This window comes from Colwellia sp. KU-HH00111 (genome assembly GCF_040362745.1).
Classification (GTDB): Bacteria; Pseudomonadota; Gammaproteobacteria; order Enterobacterales; family Alteromonadaceae; genus Colwellia.
Window position 1 is genome coordinate 149199 of the sequence record NZ_BAABWO010000009.1, and the last position, 16409, is coordinate 165607.

General features: G+C 39.0%; 18 protein-coding genes and 1 pseudogene. 6 read left to right on the forward strand and 13 right to left on the reverse strand.

Features of this window, described 5'->3' with window-relative positions:
• Positions 1-16 precede the first annotated feature (16 nt).
• From ABXG98_RS15960 to ABXG98_RS15980, 5 genes are all read right to left on the reverse strand, one after another.
• Positions 17-778 carry an SDR family NAD(P)-dependent oxidoreductase gene (locus ABXG98_RS15960; protein ID WP_353539685.1) on the reverse strand — a complete coding sequence of 254 codons (762 nt, stop codon included), beginning with the start codon at positions 776-778 and terminating at the stop codon, positions 17-19.
• Positions 779-840: 62 nt separating this feature from the next.
• Positions 841-1893, reverse strand: coding sequence for a phosphotransferase family protein (locus ABXG98_RS15965; RefSeq protein ID WP_353539686.1), 1053 nt, complete (start codon positions 1891-1893; stop codon positions 841-843).
• A 12-nt stretch (positions 1894-1905) separates the two neighbouring features.
• Positions 1906-3120, reverse strand: a complete 1215-nt coding sequence (locus tag ABXG98_RS15970) for an acyl-CoA dehydrogenase family protein (RefSeq protein WP_353539687.1) — start codon at positions 3118-3120, stop codon at positions 1906-1908.
• A gap of 29 nt (positions 3121-3149) precedes the next feature.
• Positions 3150-4262 carry an NADH:flavin oxidoreductase gene (locus ABXG98_RS15975; protein WP_353539688.1) on the reverse strand — a complete coding sequence of 371 codons (1113 nt, stop codon included), beginning with the start codon at positions 4260-4262 and terminating at the stop codon, positions 3150-3152.
• Between the two features lie 49 nt (positions 4263-4311).
• A complete protein-coding gene (locus ABXG98_RS15980) occupies positions 4312-5046 on the reverse strand; it encodes a histidine phosphatase family protein (RefSeq protein ID WP_353539689.1) in 735 nt (244 codons plus the stop codon).
• A 276-nt stretch (positions 5047-5322) separates the two neighbouring features.
• Here ABXG98_RS15980 and ABXG98_RS15985 point away from each other — a divergent pair, with 276 nt between their 5' ends.
• Positions 5323-6231, forward strand: coding sequence for a LysR family transcriptional regulator (locus ABXG98_RS15985; protein WP_353539690.1), 909 nt, complete (start codon positions 5323-5325; stop codon positions 6229-6231).
• A 92-nt stretch (positions 6232-6323) separates the two neighbouring features.
• On the opposite strand, the gene ggt is transcribed toward ABXG98_RS15985, so the two are convergent.
• Positions 6324-8090 (reverse strand): gamma-glutamyltransferase, encoded by a 1767-nt coding sequence (gene ggt, locus ABXG98_RS15990; protein ID WP_353539691.1) that lies wholly within the window; start codon positions 8088-8090, stop codon positions 6324-6326.
• 37 nt (positions 8091-8127) lie between these two features.
• Positions 8128-8796, reverse strand: coding sequence for a tRNA-uridine aminocarboxypropyltransferase (locus tag ABXG98_RS15995; protein WP_353539692.1), 669 nt, complete (start codon positions 8794-8796; stop codon positions 8128-8130).
• 88 nt (positions 8797-8884) lie between these two features.
• Here ABXG98_RS15995 and rrtA point away from each other — a divergent pair, with 88 nt between their 5' ends.
• Positions 8885-9502, forward strand: a complete 618-nt coding sequence (gene rrtA / locus ABXG98_RS16000; protein WP_353539693.1) for a rhombosortase — start codon at positions 8885-8887, stop codon at positions 9500-9502.
• Between the two features lie 56 nt (positions 9503-9558).
• Here the strand turns inward: rrtA and ABXG98_RS16005 are convergent, their stop codons facing one another.
• The 5 genes from ABXG98_RS16005 to ABXG98_RS16025 form a co-directional block, all read right to left on the reverse strand.
• On the reverse strand, positions 9559-10185 hold the full coding sequence (locus ABXG98_RS16005) for a LysE family translocator (RefSeq protein ID WP_353539694.1): 627 nt from the start codon (positions 10183-10185) through the stop codon (positions 9559-9561).
• A gap of 25 nt (positions 10186-10210) precedes the next feature.
• On the reverse strand, positions 10211-10642 hold the full coding sequence (locus ABXG98_RS16010; RefSeq protein ID WP_353539695.1) for a CoA-binding protein: 432 nt from the start codon (positions 10640-10642) through the stop codon (positions 10211-10213).
• Positions 10642-11457, reverse strand: a complete 816-nt coding sequence (locus tag ABXG98_RS16015; protein ID WP_353539696.1) for an enoyl-CoA hydratase — start codon at positions 11455-11457, stop codon at positions 10642-10644. The genes ABXG98_RS16010 and ABXG98_RS16015 overlap by 1 nt, the downstream gene beginning before the upstream one ends.
• Before the next feature lie 459 nt (positions 11458-11916).
• Entirely contained in the window at positions 11917-12198 is a 282-nt protein-coding gene (locus tag ABXG98_RS16020; protein ID WP_353539697.1) for a hypothetical protein, read from the reverse strand.
• 99 nt (positions 12199-12297) lie between these two features.
• Positions 12298-12741, reverse strand: coding sequence for a hypothetical protein (locus ABXG98_RS16025; RefSeq protein WP_353539698.1), 444 nt, complete (start codon positions 12739-12741; stop codon positions 12298-12300).
• Positions 12742-13016: 275 nt separating this feature from the next.
• Between ABXG98_RS16025 and ABXG98_RS16030 the strand changes: the two genes are divergently transcribed.
• From ABXG98_RS16030 to ABXG98_RS16040, 3 genes and pseudogenes are all read left to right on the forward strand, one after another.
• On the forward strand, positions 13017-13301 hold the full coding sequence (locus ABXG98_RS16030; RefSeq protein ID WP_353539699.1) for a type II toxin-antitoxin system TacA family antitoxin: 285 nt from the start codon (positions 13017-13019) through the stop codon (positions 13299-13301).
• Positions 13298-13576: a type II toxin-antitoxin system RelE/ParE family toxin gene (locus ABXG98_RS16035; RefSeq protein ID WP_353539700.1), complete on the forward strand. Its 279-nt coding sequence runs from the start codon at positions 13298-13300 to the stop codon at positions 13574-13576. The genes ABXG98_RS16030 and ABXG98_RS16035 overlap by 4 nt, the downstream gene beginning before the upstream one ends.
• Positions 13577-13676: 100 nt before the next feature.
• Positions 13677-14204 (forward strand): annotated as a pseudogene (locus ABXG98_RS16040) (IS91 family transposase); the annotation flags it as partial.
• Between the two features lie 293 nt (positions 14205-14497).
• Here ABXG98_RS16040 and ABXG98_RS16045 read toward each other — a convergent pair.
• Positions 14498-14731 (reverse strand): hypothetical protein, encoded by a 234-nt coding sequence (locus ABXG98_RS16045; protein WP_353539702.1) that lies wholly within the window; start codon positions 14729-14731, stop codon positions 14498-14500.
• Between the two features lie 132 nt (positions 14732-14863).
• Between ABXG98_RS16045 and ABXG98_RS16050 the strand changes: the two genes are divergently transcribed.
• The gene (locus ABXG98_RS16050; RefSeq protein ID WP_353539703.1) at positions 14864-16018 is read left to right on the forward strand and encodes an IS110 family RNA-guided transposase; all 1155 of its coding nucleotides are present in this window, start codon (positions 14864-14866) and stop codon (positions 16016-16018) included.
• The last annotated feature ends 391 nt before the right edge of the window (positions 16019-16409 follow it).

Genomic DNA, 16409 nt, shown 5'->3' on the forward strand with positions numbered 1-16409 from the left:
TTCTATCTAAGATTAATTAACCCGCAGCAACACCACCATCTATGGCGATACATTGTCCTGTCATATAGGTATTCCCTGGTGATAACATCATCAGCATCACAGCAACAATTTCTTTCGGCTCACCTAATCGTCTCAGTGGAACACCTCGGCTCATTTTATCTTGCATACCTTGATCAGCCATATCGGTTACCATTTGCGTTAAGGTAAAAAACGGACAAATGGCATTAATTCTGATGTTATTTTTTCCATATTCAACCGCGCCGGTTTTGGTTAAGCCGATCACTGCATGTTTCGCCATTGAATAAGCACCAACACTTGCCGCACCACCTAGTCCTGCCATTGAACTAACATTAAGTATTGCGCCACCTTCTTGTTTTAGCATTTGCTCAATTTGATGACGCATGCCAAATTGTACACCTTTCACATTGATTGAAAATTGGCTATCCATTAAGGTTTCGTCTATTTCATGAAGCGCATGAAAGTCATGAGCAATACCCGCATTATTTACACCGATATCAACACGGCCAAATTTTTCAATGGCAGTATCAACCATGGCTTTGCATTCCACATTTTTAGATACATCACATTTCAATGCAATAACATCTGCTCCTGTTGACGCAATATCGTCAGCGACTTTACGAACGGCTGATTCTTTAATATCGCTGATTACTAACTTCGCGCCTCGACTAGCCAGTTCTTCAGCTAACAATTTACCAAAGCCCTGTGCCGCACCTGTTATAACAGCAACTTTGCCAGTAAAATCTAATAATGGATCCATGGGGTAACTCCTTAAAATTATTTGTTTTTTTAATATTTAAATACGATTTTCATCTTAGATGACTACGATTCATCATCAGCAATAATCTGTAACGCCATTTGTGCTAGTGGCTCTACATACGAGCCAACGGTATTAGCATTTTCATTTGACGCATTTCCTTGGCTAGCCCGTTTTGCTATCCCTTGTGCAATGGCAGCTAAACGAAAGAAACTAAAAGCCAAATAAAACGTCCAATTTTCAATATGTTTAATACCCATTCTTTGACAATACTTTGCAACATATTCTGCTTCGTTAGGGATTCCTAAACTGGCACGGTCAACACCTTTCAAACCATCAATACTACCTAACCCTTGAGGCATACGCAGACCCATACACTGGTAGGCTAAATCAGCAAAAGGGTGACCTAAGGTGGAAAGCTCCCAATCTAAAATAGCAATAATTTCAGGAGCATCTTTTTTAAACATCACATTGTCTAAACGATAATCACCATGAACTAAACATACACGTCCATCGTCTTGTGGCACATTTTTATCTAACCATTGCCCTAACTGATCCATCGCTGCAATTTTTTGCAATTCAGTGACTTGGTATTGTGATGTCCAACGCGCTAATTGCCGTTCAAAATAGTTACCCCCTTTTGAGTAATCACTTAAACCAACCGCATCAACATCGACTTTATGTAAAGCAACCAGTGCTTTATTCATGGCATCGTACATGGCTGCACGTCGTTCATTTGAATCAATTTCTGTCAGTGCGGAACGCCAATAAATGGTGCCATCGCAAAATTCCATTAAATAGAACATTGAACCAATGATGCGCTTGTCTTCACATAAGTGAAATACTTTTGCTACGGGTACCGGCGTATTTTTAAGCGCATTTAGCACATTATATTCACGGTCAACTGCATGAGCTGACTTTAACAATTGTCCAGAGGGTTGTTTACGAAGCACATAAGTACCTGATTGAGTGGTGACTTTATACGTTGGATTTGATTGCCCACCAGAAAACTTTTCAAGGGTTATCGGCCCTTGAAAACCTTCAACTTGCTGTTCTAAATAATTCGTTAATTTATTGATATCCATTGGTAAAGCATCTGACATTTTATGGTTACTCATGATTGAATTAGTTTACCGCGCAACAGCATGCTTTACTAAGTCACGTCCCAATTGCATCATGTGTACTTGATCTGGGCCATCTGCTAATCGCAATGTCCTTTGGCCTGCATAAGCATGGGCTAAGAAAGTATCTTGACTGACACCAACAGCGCCATGACATTGAATAGCACGATCTAGTACATCGAGTGACATACTTGGAGCAACTATTTTGATCATCGCGATCAAATCTTTTGCGGCTTTATTGCCGTCAGTATCCATTTTTTGCGCCGCCTTTAATGTCATCAACCGTGCTTGTTCGATTTGACAGGCAGATTTTGCAATATCTTCACGGATAGATTGCTGTTTGATCATCGGGCGTCCAAACACAATGCGTTCGTTAACACGTTTACACATTAGATCTAAAGCACGTTGTGCAACACCAATTGAGCGCATGCAATGATGAATACGTCCTGGACCTAATCGGCCTTGGGCGATTTCGAAGCCTTTACCTTCTGCGACAATAATATTTTCAACGGGTACACGGACATTTTCAAATGTAATTTCCGCATGCCCTTCAGGCGCATCGTCATAACCAAATACTTTCATTGGACGAACTATAGTCACGCCAGGGGTCTTCATAGGAACAAGTACTTGAGATTGTTGTATATAACGATTGGTATTGTCTGGATCAGTTTTGCCCATCACAATCATAATTTCACATTGTTTACGACAGGCACCACTAATATAAAATTTGCGGCCGTTGATAACATATTCATCGCCGTCTCGCTCGATGCGCAATTCAATGTTTGTCGCATCACTAGAAGCAACTTCTGGCTCTGTCATTGCAAATGCAGAACGAATTTTTCCTGCTAACAAGGGCTCTAACCATTGTTTCTTTTGTGCTTCGTTGCCGTATTTTGCTAAGACTTCCATATTACCAGTATCAGGAGCTGCACAGTTAAATACTTCTGGGCCCCACATAACTTTACCCATAATTTCAGCTAATGGGGCATACTCTAAATTTGTTAGACCAGCACTATATTTTCCGTAGGCAACGGGCAAAAATAAATTCCACAAACCTGCAGCTTTAGCCTTTGCTTTTAATTCGTCCATTAAAGGGGGCGTTGACCATGGGTTTTGTGCTACTAGATCATGCATCTCTTGCTCTACTGGGAAAACATGAGTATCCATAAACTCAGAAACTTGTTGGATAAGCTGCTGGACTTTTTCGCTATATTCAAAATTCATAGGGTGATCCTTACTTGATGTGTTTGTTGTTAGCTTAATGACATTAATGATTTTTTGTTAAAGGGTTTAATGTCATCTATGGCGTTAACACTTATTTTATTGACCCAATCAGCATCTACTAGCAACGCACGACCGATAGCAACAAGATCAAATTCATCTTTGTTTAATCGCTCAAGTAATTCATCTATACCTGTTGGATTAGATGTGCCTGATAAGTCTGCATTCCCTTCACCAATAAAGTCAGCATCTAAACCAATATTTCCAACTGTAATCGTCGGCTTGTTGGTGAGCTTTTTGGTCCATCCGGCAAGATTTAAGTCAGATCCTTCAAACTCAGGCAGCCAAAAACGACGTGTACTAGCATGAAACACATCCACACCGGCATCACTTAATAACGTCAAAAATATTGATAATTCTTCTGGGGTTTGACATAGCTTAGCGCTGTAATCTTGCTGTTTCCACTGAGAAAATCTGAAAATTATTGTAAAGTCTTTACCAACTGCTGCACGAATTGCTTCAACAATCTCAACACCAAAACGCGTACGATTTTCTAGTGAACCCCCATATTTATCATCGCGTTGGTTAGTGCCTTCCCAAAAGAATTGATCGACTAAGTATCCATGTGCTCCATGAACTTCTATCGCGTCAAAGCCAACGTTTTTAGCGTCTAACGCAGCTTGAGCAAACGAAGCAATGACTTCATCTATATCTGCCTGCGTCATTGCAACACCATTTGGAGCGCCCGGTTTGAATAAACCTGAAGGGCTGTATGCTGGTATCGTTTTATCCGGTCCTGTCCCTAACTTTCTTACTGAGCCTACATGCCATAACTGCGGAGCAATTTTGCCACCAGCGGCATGTACTTCATCAACGACGTGCTTCCAGCCAGCAAGTGCAGCCTCACCATGAATCGCAGGCACATTTTCATAACCATTCGATCCTTTGTGTGAAATGAAAGTACCTTCGGTAATTATAAGACCGACATTACCTTCTGCACGACGACGGTAATAAGCAGCGACCTCTTTTGTTGGTACGTTATTGGGTGAAAAAGCTCGCGTCATTGGTGCCATTACGGTTTTATTTTTTAACGTTAATGAATTAACTGAGAATGGTTGAAATAATTTGTCTGTGTTGTTGCTCATATCTGTTTCCTATCTTGTTTATTAGTCAGTTTGATCTGATGCTTTTGTGCTATCTAAACGTTACCCAGTCAGCCCCAGCCTGCGTTAAGTGGCTATAATTATTTAAATAATCGACACTTAACATGTTTTCTGAAAATAACAGCTTAGTGACACTGGTATTTCTTGATTGTTGGTTAATCTGCAAAGCCTGCTGATCACTTAATTCTAAAATATGCTGAACGATCACCGAAATAGTGCCACCCGAAGTAAAAACTAAAATGTCTTGAGGTTGTTTTAATGGGTTTGCACCACCCGTATATTTCCGTCTATTTGCTAATTCTTGTCTGATAATATCTTGTAATGCACGAATACAACGGGTTTTAAACTGCGGCCAGCTTTCTTTATAATTATGGTCGTTATCACCTGATACCCAACGATTTAGCGCTTGGGCAAATTCTTTTTGAAAGGTTTTATTCGGCTCTTTTAATCGATTGATTTCTTTACTCATTTTTACATAATTTTGCCACTGAGCATTATAATTAGTGAGAATATCTATATGGTCAAATTCATTAAAGCCTGAATGAATAATCATCGGTGTGTCTTTACCTTGATAGCCTTGAGTAAAACATTTTAATGTTTGGCCATGACGTAATAAATCACCCGAATAAAATTTGCTCGGCACGACATTTGGTTGCCAATATTTACCTAAAATGACACCCTGCTCACGACCTTTTTCAGATAGCTGATCATAATCAGTACTACCGAAAGATGCTTGTCCATGTCGAATTAAATAAATTGCCGCCATTGTATTGCTCTACCTTAACAAAAAAATTTGTTAACTAAGGAATGTAAACGTAATCAAATAGTCGTTTAATGATTTCTTAATTGTGCTGCTGCCAAATACCTACATAATTGTGTACAAAGTAGGCTTACCTGTCGAAGATACTTGACTATGCTAAGCTCAGTCTCTAAATTAAACAAATGAATAGTTCTAATGACCCACTATTCATATATAGAATAATAATCACTGAGTGTATTATTCATTATGTAACACCCAAGCTAAAAGAGGACTAGGCTATCTATGAAAATTGATTTAAATTTATTTGTTGTGTTCAACGCAATATATTGCGAGGGTAATATAACGAAAGCAGCTTCTGTATTAAATTTATCACAACCTGCGGTTAGTCATTCATTGGGCAAGTTACGCACTTATTTTGACGATGAGTTATTTGTGCGCCAAGGGAATGTAATGCGACCTACACCTGTGGCTAAAAATGTGATTGCAGACGTTCGAGAATCCTTACATCAATTGCAAGTATGTTTGGTGCAATCACGTCAATTTGAACCTATGACGTCAAGAAAGCACTTTAACTTATCGTTACTCGGTTCATTAGAGGCCACCTATGTGCCGCTACTAATGCAAAAATTACAAAAAGACTCACCACATATTAGCTTGAAAAGCAGCAGAAGGGTTCGTCGAAGTGAATTAGAGAATAAATTAGCCAGCGGTGATATTGATTTAGCCATTGATACACTTGTGCCGGTAAGTAATAATATTTGTCATACACAACTAGAGCATGATCAACTTGTGGTGGTGACCCGTAAAAACCACCCTGCTACTGCTCAAGGTTTAGATTTAGACACCTACCTTAGTCTTGAACATATTTTAGTCTCGTCTCGCTCTACTGGGCCGGGTTTAGAAGATTTTGAATTATCTCGATTGGGGTTGCATCGTAAAATCGTTTTAAGATGTCAACATGCATTAGCCGCGTGCCGCGTGATAATTAGTAGCGATAAGATACTTACCATACCGAAAACAGCCGCTAAGATGTACAGTGAAATGCTCGATATCGAGATGTTTGAGATGCCCGTTGAGTTACCTAGCCTTGATGTTCATATGTATTGGCATAGTAATGTAGACAAAGATCCGGCCAATAAATGGTTACGCAATCAAATGATAATAGCAACATCAAACCGCGAAAAATATTGAGGGTAGCTTTAATAAATTATAGTTGATAAGCCTAGTAAACATTCATTGTTTTTAAACAATGAATGTTTACTTCTCAAAGCTATTTGCCGAGACTATTTAGTTAGTACAATACCTTCTCTGCGCGGGTCTGCGCCGCCAATATATCCTGATGTTGTTACTTCAATTGCATGAATGCCACTATTTAAATCACGAATTTGTACTTGGTGACCTTTTGCTTCTAATAATGGTTTGAGTGCTTCAGCTGCGGTGCCTCGTTCTAGCGTAGTGCCATGATTACGATTGGTAATTTTTGGTAAATTAATCGCTTCTTGAGGATCAAGCTTCCAATCAAGAATCCCTATAATTGTTTGTGCTACATAGTTAATTATACGACTACCGCCGGGAGAGCCAATCAATAGTTTTAATGAGTTATCTTGATTAAAAATCATCATAGGTGCCATAGAGCTTCGAGGACGTTTATTCGCTTGAACTCGATTGGCAACCCATTGACCCTCTTTCTTGGGCGCTAAAGAAAAATCGGTTAATTGATTGTTTAGAATAAAACCTTCAACCATCAAGGCTGAGCCAAAGCCATTTTCAATACTGCTGGTCATTGATACCGCATTACCTTGGCCGTCAATAATAGATAAATGTGAGGTAGAAGGCCGTTCAATTGCTGAGTCGTCGGCTAACGCTATAGCTTTGGTTGGTTTACCCGCACTCGCTTTACCCATGTCTTTATTCGGATCAATCAATAACGACCGTTTAGCTAAATAGCTTGGCTCGATAAGCCCAGAGGTTGGCACAGGAACAAAATCAGCATCTGCTATATAGCGGTTTCTGTCAGCAAACGCTAACCGAGCACTTTGAGTATATAGATGCAATGCCTCTACAGAGTTTGGTTGATATTTTGCTAAATCAAACCGTTGTAACTGCGCTAAAATTTGAATAACCGCGACCCCACCAGAGCTTGGCGGCGCCATACCACAGACATTATAATCACGGTATTTACCACAAACTGCTTGGCGTTCTTTAGCTTGGTATGCAGCCATATCATCTAAGCTAAGCAACCCCGGTGAAATACTAGCACCTTGGACTTTTTCAACAATTTTTTTAGCAATCCATCCTTGATAAAAAACGTCAATGCCCTTTTTAGCTATACTGCGGTATACCCTAGCTAGCTTTTTGTTGACTAACACATCACCGGCTTTGACCGATTTACCATTAGGGAAAAAATATTGATTAATCTCTGGCAGTGAATGAATACCGGGATTGAAGTTCATACTTAGCAGCTTTTCTAAACGTGGCGAAACGATAAAGCCATTTTCAGCTAGCGTGATAGCTTGCTCAAACAAAACAGACCAAGGCAATTTGCCATATTGGTCATGCGCTTTTTTAAATGTTGCCAACAACCCTGGCACACCCACTGAGCGACCACCAACTACAGTATCTCTCCAGCGCAATGGTTTTCCTTTCGGGTCTAAAAATAAAGAACTAGATGCTGCTGATGGCGCTGTTTCCCGACCATCAAAGGTGGTCATTTTGTTATTTTTATTATCCCAGTGCAGCATAAAGGTACCCCCACCAATGCCTGATGATTGCGGCTCAACCAGTGTTAATACTAATTGTACCGCAATTGCTGCATCAACAGCGCTGCCACCTTGCGCTAAAATAGCCAAGCCAGCTTCACTGGCGTAGGGGTTTGCACTAGCAACCATAAACTTTGAGCCATGCACAGCTTTTTTAACCGTTATACCGGTAGCGGCTTCAGGCTCTCGGGTTTCTCGTTTAGTGTCTGTACTAGCATAAGCACTGAGCAAGCTACTACTTAGCAATATTGCGGAGATCGAGGATAAGGTAAAAAGAGTTTTCAAGGTCATTAGGATCACATTGTATTAATGGTTAAAAGGGCTAGAACTATTTTCTAAACGATAACTGAAAATGATTAAACTGTGCAAATTTATCGAGTAACACTTGATAATGGCCACAATGAATTTTATCGGGATTTTTAACATCACCTTCATGCATACTTTCTTCAATCGAATCATGCAATTCGCCATCAAGCAAGGCAAGAGCATAACAGGTTGCTTCTAGGCTGGACAGCGCATTTTTTTTAGCTACTTTTCGTATCAAATACTGACCATTATTTGCAAGATGCTCTGGCAAACATATTTGAGTCAGTGCTTGTATATTTGGCGACAACATCAACATACGGTAAGCTTTACGCCACGTACCATCGAGTATGATTAACAATTTAGGTTTATGAGCAGCGCAATCGCTGATGAAATTTTCACTTCGACCTTGCAGGCGTTGCAATACTTGGGCTTGCTCGCTCGGATAAAGCAACAGGCCTTGATAATGTGTGAGTAGCTCATTAAGTTCAGTATGCTCTGAAAAGTTTTCACCCACGAACACCTGACAAGCGCTTAACGAGCGCTGTAACAACGCCACAGTACCTTTACTGTGCTTCACTTCATTCGGGTGCTGTAGCACTAACACAGGGGTTGTATTATCTATATCACAAATAAAATCACAGATACAAGCGTTGGTTGGTCGTTGGCAGTGTAAGCACAAATTTCTAGCCATAAAAGAAAAATACCAAGAAAGTTAAAATTACAGAGACGACATTGTATACTTAATTGTCTTTTAACGAATTACTTTATCATAATAAAAAATGAAATTAAGCGCCTTCCCTATTGCTCGCCAACATTCCTTAATCATTTTGATGATTACTTTATTGTCAATTGTCGTTTTTGTTGTTGAGCATTTCATAGCTAACAGCATCACCGACCTTTTGGTTTATCAAAGACAATTAATTACTCAAGGAGAAGTTTGGCGTCTGTTAACAGGTCATTTTTTGCACACCAATGGTTTTCATTTATTATTAAACTTAGCCGCCCTTTTAATGTTGTGGGCATTGCATGGCCATTTTTACAGTATTAAAAACTATTGTGCGTTATTTCTGTTTTGTGCACTTGCCACGAGTGTTGGCATTTTTTATTTCAACCCGTCATTAATACAGTATGTTGGTTTATCAGGCGTTTTACATGGTATTTTTGTGTTTGGTGCTACCATGGACATTATCGCCAAAGATAAAACTGGCATTTTATTGTTCATTGGCGTTTGGTTCAAAATAGCGCATGAGCAAGTATATGGAGCAAGCACCGATGTAAGTGATTTAATCGAAGCAAGTGTTGCGGTTGATGCTCATTTATGGGGTGCCATTGGGGGGTTAGTCTTTACGGTTATTTATATAACCCTACTTAGGAATACCAAGCAAACGGTTGTATAACCCGAGAATTGGTGTCGCTCAACACGGGCAGTTATGCTTATTCATTAACACACAGGTTATCGCTGTTTCATAAACGCCACTGCTAGCCCAGAAGAAATAAATGTAATACCTGCCCCAACATTTAACCCTGATACTAACGTAGGTTTTTTCCTAAACCACTGAGAAAGTTTGGAAGAGAAAACGCCCATTAAACTAAAACTAATAGCCGTCAATAAAGCAAACCAAACGCCATAGCCTATCATTTGGGTTGTCACGGGCCCTAAATTTGGATCAACAAATTGAGGTACAAAAGCTAGCACAAACATACCTGGTTTTGGATTAAGCGCAGCTGATAGAAAACCAGTAGAGAAAATAACTTTAAAAGACTGTTTTTTTGCTGGCTCCAATGTTAATAAATTTTTCGTACGTAGGACTTTTATACCTAACCAAATTAAGTAAGCAGCACCCACTAATTTTACAACATAAAATGCTAATTCAGAAGTTTGAATAAGCAGAGTCAGCCCCGCAGTTGCTGCAGCAACATGAAACAAAATACCTACTCCGGAAGACATTCCTGATATTACCGCTGCCAATCGACCTTGGCTCAAACCTCGCCCTATAGCGAGCAAGTTATCAGGTCCTGGCGAAATAACCAACAACAAACAAGCCAGCGTATAAGTAATTAATACCTCAAATGGAAACATAAGACCTTCTTCTATTATGGTTAAGTTAACGCCTTAAACGAGGTATTTCAATTGCAGGGCAGCTATTTACTATCATGGGGATATTATATTTAAGCGCTAATAATTCAGCCTGTGTATCACTAACACCTTGTTGTGCCCAAATAAATTTAACATGACTCTTTTTTGCTGCGACAACGATATCGTATAAATATTTTGATTGACGAAAAACATCAACCATATCAATGGCCACAGGGATATCTTCTAAACCACCATACACTTCGCAACCTTGTATTTTTTGCCCTTTTAATTGCGGATTTACAGGGAATACTTTGTACCCTTGTTCGATAAGATATGCCATGACCTTATAACTATCACGTTCAGGTTTGGCGCTAGCACCAATTAATGCGATGGTTTCGGTGTTTTTCAAAATATGAGACATTTCTGTATCGCGATAGTTAGTGTTAATCTGCTTCCTCATCACTTAAGGCCTTTCCAAACAGGAGGCCTTCTATCAAAAAATGCTGAAATTCCTTCTTCACACTCTTCAGAAAGCATAGCGTGTAACATTGCATGACTGGCTGTATGATAAGCTTGTTCAATTGATTCTTCAATTTGTTGATAATAGGCAAGTTTCCCGGAATATATACCTACAGCTGATTTTTTTGCAATTTTCTCTGCTAGTTTTTCAGTTTCTTCGATTAGAACTTCTTGACCGACCACTTTGTTAATCAAGCCAAAACGCATGGCATCTTCTGCAGAAAACAAATCACCGGTTAATGCTAACTCCATTGCATGCTTACGATGCATGTTTCTGCCTATACCGACGAGTGGTGTTGTACAAAATGTGCCAATGTTGACTCCTGGCGCACAAAATAATGCCTGATCTTGTGCAATAGCTAAATCACACATTGATACTAATTGGCAACCTGCAGCACTTGCTGTACCTTGAACACACGCAATAATGGCCTTAGGTGACTGAATTAACGACATCATAAATTGTGTACAATCATCTAAAATGCCTTTAATGCGTTTTTCATTATCTGGCTCACAATTAGCTTTTTTGCCTGACATTTCTTTTAAATCATGACCTGCGGAAAAAACCTTACCTTCACCTTTGATAACGATTACACGGACTTCATCATTCTCATTAGCTTGTTTAATATGCTGATGTAAGGTTTGCAACATAGTAGATGATAAAGGATTTCTTTGTGTTGGTCGGTTCATTGACAACCAAAGTACATGGTTTTTAATGTGAGTTAGTACATAAGGTTGTTCTTTTTCGTCATTGTGCATATATACGTCCTTGCTTGGTTTTATAAACGCTATTGGGGTCGCAAAGCAGATTAACTTAGAAAATAATTAATCAGCAGATTTTCAGTGTAAGCACAAACATAATTTGGTGTTATTAGACCTTGGTGCTAAAACTTTGGTGCCAGTTGCACGCCTATTTTAACTACCTTTATCTGAGATGGTGGCACGCATTTACCTATAATTCACACTAGCGTCATCACAAGCAAGAAATTAAGACAACTAAGCCGATAACTGCGTCATTGCTTCACTCTTTTTAGTCTAAAGTCTCTTGCTTCATTATGGTATTACTATGAATTTTTATCGATGCCTGGATTGAACCACGGTTAATATGTTTGATCTAGCTAATTTGTTGTTTAGCTGATTTATAAAGAATACACCTCAAAAACGGGCTTGCTCAACGACAGAATTAAGTTGCTTCATGTGCAACCTATCCTTTATGTATTATATGCACGTACTGCTAATAAGTGCATTTTGTTTTTTAATTTCAATATCATTTTTATCTGTTTCTGCAATCGCTAAATCAATTTTAGCTTTTGTGCATTTATCGGATAACGCTTTGCTAACTAGGTAGCTCTGATCTTTTTGATACTGTGCCATACCTTGTGCACCATTATATTGATCTCTATCTTCAACTTTTCTATCTTTTTGGTATGGTGGTGGTTGTGTGGCACTACAAGCTGATAGCAGAACGATCAGCGAAACTGGAATTAATTTATTGAACAATGCTTGATACTCCTTGTGCATATAACAAGCCTTTAAAATAACTCGTTTTGATATCTAATTTTGATTTAAAAATAAGCTAGCTGAGTTCGTTAGTTTTGCTTAGTCGATATTGCCTCGCAATTGTGACGTTATAGAGTCTTGAATCGACTTTTCATATTCATCATCGCTAACTAAATCGAGGCATACTTCCTTGGTGCAATATGATACAAACTTTATTGGTTTTTCGTCTGAATTTTTAGCCGTTAATTCATAAAGTGTATAAGACTTAAATTGACTTTTATTGACTACCAAATCAGTCGAAATATCCTTAAAATCAGCGACCAAATCAACATTATTTAAACGAAAATTATAAAAATACATTGTATTTTTTGAGTCTTTACAAGCGTATATAATTGAAAACTCTTTAGACTGTAAGTCAGCCTTTGCTACACAACTGCTTGATAAAGTTAATTCATCTGGAAGAATATGTACAACAACACCATCTTTGCTATATGCAAATACTTGAAAAGAAAAAAATAGAGCTAATACGCTTAAAAGTTTCATTTACCATCCTTTGAATTTCCAACAAGCTTCTTGAATTGCTCGTTTTTATATTATTTTTGAATGAAATTACTCTAGCTGGATTATTTTCTTTTAACAATAAAAAATCTTTACATTTTTCAGCTTATTTACCGTTATATTCTATTAGTTACTATAGTTATTAAAGCGTACATGACCCTATACCTGATGCGACGAGCGCAGCGCGTGATTATTTGTTGCCTTGGGTTAATCTCGGTGCTAACATTTGTGAGTACACCACTTATTTAAGGTAACTTATAATGGATACTCGCATTCAATTTAGAGTTGATGAAGAAACAAAACGTTTAGCGCAGCTAATGGCTGAAAGCCAAGGCCGTACTCTTAGCGACGCATGCAGAGAACTTGCAGAAGGTTTAGCTGAAGAACAGCGAAAAGCCATGAGCCATGATGCATGGTTATCGGAACAAATAAATGCAGCATTTGATAAGTTTGATAACGGAAATGCTAATTTTATTGTACACGATGAAGCGAAAGCATTAATGGAAGCAAGAAAGCAGAAAATCCGCAATAGAAATAAGTCATGATATTGTGGGAAGAAGAATCACTAAATGATCGTGAAAAAATATTTGAATTTCTTTTTGGTTTTAATCCAAGTGCAGCAGAAAAAACTGATCAAATTATTGAAGCTAAAGTTGAGAACTTACTAGAACAGCCACTAATGGGTGTTAAAAAAGACATTTTTCGTGGAAGAGTACTAATTATTCCAGAAATATCAATGATTGTTTCTTATTCGGTCGATGTTGAAACGATTAGAATAATGCGAGTTTTGCACCAAAAGCAGAATTTTCCACCAGAATAAAGGCAACTAACGCGGTTTTAAGCGGCAAATTATAGTTGGCTAAAATGTGTGAGGTACGAACAACAGCCAACTGTTATTTGTCCTTTTGAGTGCCTTGTTCAAGTACCTGTTTAACGCCGATAACCTGGCCAAGGTGTTTCGTGGTAAATTTATCGCACTGTTGTGCGACTCGGGGTATTATCTACCGCCTAACACCCCAACCTCATGGGTGGCTGACTGTCATCATGTGGGCAAAGGTGACAGTGCATTAACCTACCTTGCGCGCTATCTTTATCGTGGGGTGATTAATGAAAACAATATCTTATCAATACACCACGACCAAGTAACGTTTCAATACCAATACAGTCAAACCAAGCAGTATAAAACCATCACTGAGCACGCTACCGCCTTTTTATGGCGCGTACTGCAACATGTACTGCCTAAAGGGTTTCGACGAGCGCGCAATTATGGGTTTTTACACGGGAATGCTAAACGTACATTAAAGCGGTTACAGCTAATGCTTCACGTGGTATTGCCGCCCATAGCTCCAGCCCCCAAACAAGGGGTTTGCTGCCCTCAATGTAAAGCGTACATGACCCTATACCTGATGCGACGAGCGCAGCGCGTGATTATTGGTTACCCGGTTTAGAACAAGGATGTGCCTAAGCAAATGGAATTGTTGCGCCCAGCATATTCACTGAGTGAGGATTTTATTTATAAGCGAAAAATAAGTGACAAAAAAGAGTTACGTGACGATATTGCTCAACTAAACTGGGTGATAGTAGACAGACTCGGCTTGAAAACAACCGCTAGAAAGTTCCGCAAAGAGACAACCCACCTCAGTTTTATTTATTTACTTATAAAGAGTACACATCAACAACGGGCTTGTTCAACAACAGGATTAAGTTGCGGCAAGCGCAACCTATCCTTTATTTATTATATTTATTTTTTATTTACATCACTAATATGTTTTTTTAAAGACTCTACTTTCGCTTCACAAGACTTTCTTTGTGTCTCTGGCATATCAGAACACTTTTGATACTGGCTATTAGATTTACTCATAGCAACAGCAATTGAAAGGCAGAGTGGATCTGTACACTTTCTAGGATCTTCTTCATATGCTTTATTAACACAACCAGTCAAGTTAAGAGTTAAAATTAAAATAATCCATTTCATCATATATCCTTTTTGAAACCACAATAAATATAGACACAATGACTCCCCACGAGGTGCTAGCCTCTGAACGTGGGTTAGTTTTACAAACCAGAGCCATAATATATGTGTCAACAATATAAAACAGAGGCTAGCATGATAAAACATAACATACTTTTCATTGGTTTAGATACTCACAAAACATTTACCGAAATCGCTTACATTGAAGATCAACGCGGCGCTAAAGCAATTCATTTAGGTAAAATTCTCAGCAACAAAGCCGCTTTCAAAAAACTTGCTCGACAATTGGAATCAAAATATCCTGATGCCACACTGCATTTTGTTTATGAAGCAGGACCTTGCGGCTACTGGATTTACCGCTTGCTCACCAGCCTTCATCATTGTTGTTATGTCATTGCACCTTCCCTTATTCCTAAAAAGCCTGGTGAGCGCATTAAAACTGATAAACGTGATGCGCTCAAACTCGCTAAATTACTTAAATCCGAAGACCTAACCCCCATTTATGTCCCTGAGCCTGAAGATGAAGCCGTGCGAGATTTATCACGTGCTCGTGAAACCGCCATGAAAGATTTAAAAGATGCAAAATACCCACTCAAAGCATTACTATTACGAAACAACATTAACTGCAAAGTAAAAGATAATTGGTCATTACAACATTTGCGGTGGCTCGCTGAATTAGTATTACCTCACCCATGCCAACAAATTGTATTACAAGAAGTTGTTTCTACGATTACCGAGCGACTAAAACGCTTAAAAAGATTGGATAATGAATTAACACATCAAGTAAAAAACTGGCGCTACTATCGTGTTGTTAAAGCCATTCAAGCCATGCGTGGTGTCAGGTTATTAGTCGCAACAGGGGTTATTGCTGAATTAGGTGATTTAACACGCTTTGACCACCCCAGAAAATTAATGAGTTACCTTGGTCTTGTGCCAAGTGAGCAGTCGAGTGGCGGAAAACGCCGCTTAGGTGCTATTACCAAGTGTGGTAATAGCCGTGCAAGACGACTACTGGTCGAAGGTGCACACGCGTATAAACACAACGCCAATATTTCAAAAGAAATGCTACTCAGGCAGGAAGGTTTAAGCAAAGAAGTTATCGATATGGCATGGCAAGCGCAATTAAGGCTATGTCGTCGATACAATCGTCTGAGGCATAAAGGTAAGCATCGTAATATCGTTGTAACCGCAATTGCTAGAGAAATGATAGCGTATATTTGGGCTATCTCACGTGAAGTTATACTGCCTGTTGTTGATGTGAAATTACGTTTAGCAAGGATGCCTGCATGAATAGGTTTTTAAGAAAAAGTTTTGAGTTAGCGCATGGGATCAAGCATCGGGTGTGGCACAACCACCGACGGCGTTAGGATGGCAATAGCCTAGCGGCTATTGAACCACGAACATAGACTGAAGACAGGTGCCACGACGAAATGAGTAAGGTAGGCGCTGTTAACCAACAGGTTAATAATCCACGAATATCAGTATGATAACCGACGAAATTACTTGCTTCATTCTATGCGTTAACTCACTTAATTTACAAAGTGAATATTATGGTTCTTAGATTAATGAACAAGGATCGGTGTATTTAACTTGACGTGGGGAGTCATACCAACGCCTAAATAACAGGCTTAAAATTGTTGGCTATAATAACGAGCGCAGCGAAGGAAGCCAACTGTTTTAA